Origin of the sequence: Eikenella sp. HMSC071B05 (assembly GCF_001811325.1) — a bacterium.
Taxonomy (GTDB): Bacteria; Pseudomonadota; Gammaproteobacteria; order Burkholderiales; family Neisseriaceae; genus Eikenella; species Eikenella corrodens.
In genome coordinates this window covers 1-2,110 of sequence record NZ_KV804542.1, presented here as the reverse complement: position 1 = coordinate 2,110, position 2,110 = coordinate 1, and the positions used below count along the sequence as shown (strand labels likewise).

2 protein-coding genes are annotated in these 2,110 nt (G+C 54.5%); one reads left to right on the top strand and one right to left on the bottom strand.

Features of this window, described 5'->3' with window-relative positions; genetic code table 11:
- Positions 1 to 194 precede the first annotated feature (194 nt).
- Positions 195 to 929, bottom strand: coding sequence for a metallophosphoesterase (locus HMPREF2796_RS03605; RefSeq protein WP_070631045.1), 735 nt, complete (start codon positions 927 to 929; stop codon positions 195 to 197).
- Positions 930 to 1,079: 150 nt separating this feature from the next.
- Between HMPREF2796_RS03605 and HMPREF2796_RS03600 the strand changes: the two genes are divergently transcribed.
- A complete protein-coding gene (locus HMPREF2796_RS03600; protein ID WP_070631043.1) occupies positions 1,080 to 1,973 on the top strand; it encodes a metallophosphoesterase in 894 nt (297 codons plus the stop codon).
- Positions 1,974 to 2,110 lie beyond the last annotated feature (137 nt).

Below are 2,110 nucleotides of genomic sequence, written 5' to 3'. Positions count from 1 at the left end.
CAGAAACTCAGCCTCGGCTGCGCCAAGACATTATTTTCAGGCAGCCTCAAATATAGGCTGCGGGCGATATGTGATATAAATTCAGTTCAATTTAAGCTTGAATCTTAAATTGAACTGAATCCTTGCCCAATCTATGGATATGTTATGCGGCAACCACGCCTGCTTAGGCTGCCTGAAATTCCCCCAAGCAAGCGCTACACTTCAATCAAGCACCCGTCCCGATAACCGTTGCGCCCAATTTCGTCGGGATAGCCCAAGGGGTTGATGACCACGCGGCAGCCTTGAATATTGGCATCCATCGCCGTGTGCGTGTGCCCGGCAAACCAGTAGGCAAAGCCGGTCAAATCGACATCGTTGATGAAATAGGGATTGAGCGGCGATTCGGCAAACTGCGGGGCGGTGCAGGCTGCATTCGGCGGGAAGTGGGTCAGGACGATGGTGTCGGCAGCACCGCGAAACCGCTGTATCCACGCCCATTCTTCGTTATACAGGCGGACATAGTCCTCGGGCGTGATGCGCCGCTCGTTTTGGCTGTTGGGCAGGTAATCAAAAATATAGGCGAAATCAGCCACGGAAACCTGCGCCAAATTGCAGTTTTGCTCAAACTGTCCGGCGTTGACCTGGTGCTGCCTGAAGTTGCTGAACAGCGTGCCGCCGACAAAGGTCCGGCCGTTGATTTGCACGGTTTTGCCCGCGCGCAGATAAGGTTCGTCGCGCAACTGCAGGCGCACATCGCTCATGTTTTCATGATAATAATCGTGATTGCCCAGCACAAAAACATGGGGCTTGCCCGCCTCGTTGCAGGCTGCCTGGAACTGCCGCATGGCGGCCAAGCCGTTGCCGAAATCGCCGGCATGGGCAATCACATCGGCTTCGGGATGAAGGGCATAGGTGCTGCCGTGGGTGTCGGAAAGGAGCTGGATTTTCATGGGGATAGGGTTTCAGGTAGCCTGCAACGGGAGATGGGAAACGGTTCGCCGGTATTGTATCATTCCATCTGAAACCGTTTGACACGATTGCCGCCGAGTATCGGCGTTGATGGTTCACGCTCATCCATCATTCAATTAGGAAGCCTTCTTATGCCGACACGCACCGTCCAACTCAACTACATTTCCGATATCCACTTGGAATGGCTGTTCGACAAACGCGGGCTGCTGCAAACCGATGTGCTGGACGCAATCTACCGTCCCCTGTTCCGTTGCAACAGGCAGCCTGCAACGCAACACAATTTGCTGATGATTGCCGGCGATTTGACCGAGGCCAGAAAATTCCACTATTTCGTGCCGTTTCTGGAAAGCGTGATTGCAGAAAACGGCTTTGACCGAGTGTTTTATGTGATGGGCAACCACGAGTATTACGGCGACGCCCTACACAAGGCGGTCGGACGGATTCAGGCGGCTCTGGACGGCAGCCCGATGCTGAAGGCGCACATGAGCATCCTGCATAATCAGTGTGCGACTCTCGACAACGGGCGCGTGCAGATTATCGGCGCACCGTTTTGGTATCAGGTGGCGCATGGGGACGAATATGCGGTGGCGCAAAGATTGAGCGACTACCGCTACATCAAGGTCAAACGCGGCAATCGTTACGCCAAACTGCTGTACCGCGATGTGTTGGCGGCACATCATCAAAGCGTATGCTTTATCGAAGACACACTGCGTGCCAGCCCGTCCGGCGTACAAAACATCCTGTTCACCCACCACCCGACCAGCCGCCTGTTCGGCGATGCCGACCTGGGCTACGGCACGGTACTGCCTGCACGGTGGGCAGAGGATGCGGAAATCAGGCTACCTGAAAAGCTTGCAGCCTGCATTCACGGCCACGCCCACCAACACCTGCCCGTGCGTTATACCAACGAATACGGCATTCCGACGGTGAGCAACACCATCGGTTATTATCAGGAAGAGTTTAAGCCCGACAGCCCGGCGGGACAGCAGCAAATCAAGGACGGGCTGCCGTTTTTGATGGTGTGAACCAGGTAACGCAATTAAAACGACAAGAGGGATGGTTTTCCATCCCTCTTTTTTTCTGCGTCATCAGATCAAAATCAACCGTGTTATTGATACTTCCGGCTGCTGCCTGAAGGCTGGATGGAGCCGTTATTCTGCAT

What these genes read in the sequence shown, in the direction of transcription:
- HMPREF2796_RS03600 (WP_070631043.1), top strand. Translation starts at nt 1,080, where the DNA reads ATGCCGACACGCACCGTCCAACTCAACTACATTTCCGATATCCACTTG.
- HMPREF2796_RS03605 (WP_070631045.1), bottom strand. Translation starts at nt 929, where the DNA reads ATGAAAATCCAGCTCCTTTCCGACACCCACGGCAGCACCTATGCCCTT.